General features: G+C 61.9%; 1 protein-coding gene. It reads right to left on the bottom strand.

Annotation, left to right across the window (positions count from 1 at the left end; all coding sequences use genetic code 11):
• A partial coding sequence (locus MJ783_RS15335; RefSeq protein WP_239311121.1) for a hypothetical protein occupies positions 1-548 on the bottom strand: 548 nt, incomplete at its 3' end.
• Positions 549-562: the final 14 nt, after the last annotated feature.

Raw genomic sequence — 562 nt, 5'->3', positions numbered from 1 at the left:
GGATACAGGCTGATTACCGTATCCGACGCGCTGATCCGCCCCTCCACCTCCAACCGTGCCGGCGGATGCACCAGAGGTGCTGCCTTCTGCGACTGCGACGGCAACACCGGCACCGACGACTGTTTCACCGACGTCACCGGCAGACGCTTTGCCATCGGCGACTTTTTCGTCACCGATGGCGACGGCGATACCAGCTTCGGTTGAGATTGCAACAGCGACGGCGATGACGGGTTCCGCAGCAGCGAGAACCGCCTCAGCGGCTTCGATTCCTGCGTCTGCACCGCATCTATCAACTCCGCCGACGATGCCTTCACCGGCAGCGGCTTCGATGAGGACGACTGCCCAACCGGCGGATTCTTCTTTTCCTGGCCCGGCAACTCCGGCACCGACGACAGCCGCGATGGCTTCTTCTGCAACTTCCGATCCGCCGACGTCTTCCGTTCCTGCTCACCCTGCTTCAGCTCCGCCCGTATACGCTCCTTCAACAGCGCTAGCTCACGATCATCCTGTTTCTCCTGGAGCGATGTCCGCTGCTCCGACGACTCCACTGGCTTTTCCACCA

Origin of the sequence: Protofrankia sp. Cj3 (assembly GCF_917627355.1) — a bacterium.
Classification (GTDB): domain Bacteria; phylum Actinomycetota; class Actinomycetes; order Frankiales; family Frankiaceae; genus Protofrankia.
Note: the sequence above shows the minus strand (reverse complement) of the source record. Positions and strands in the feature narration are given on the sequence as shown.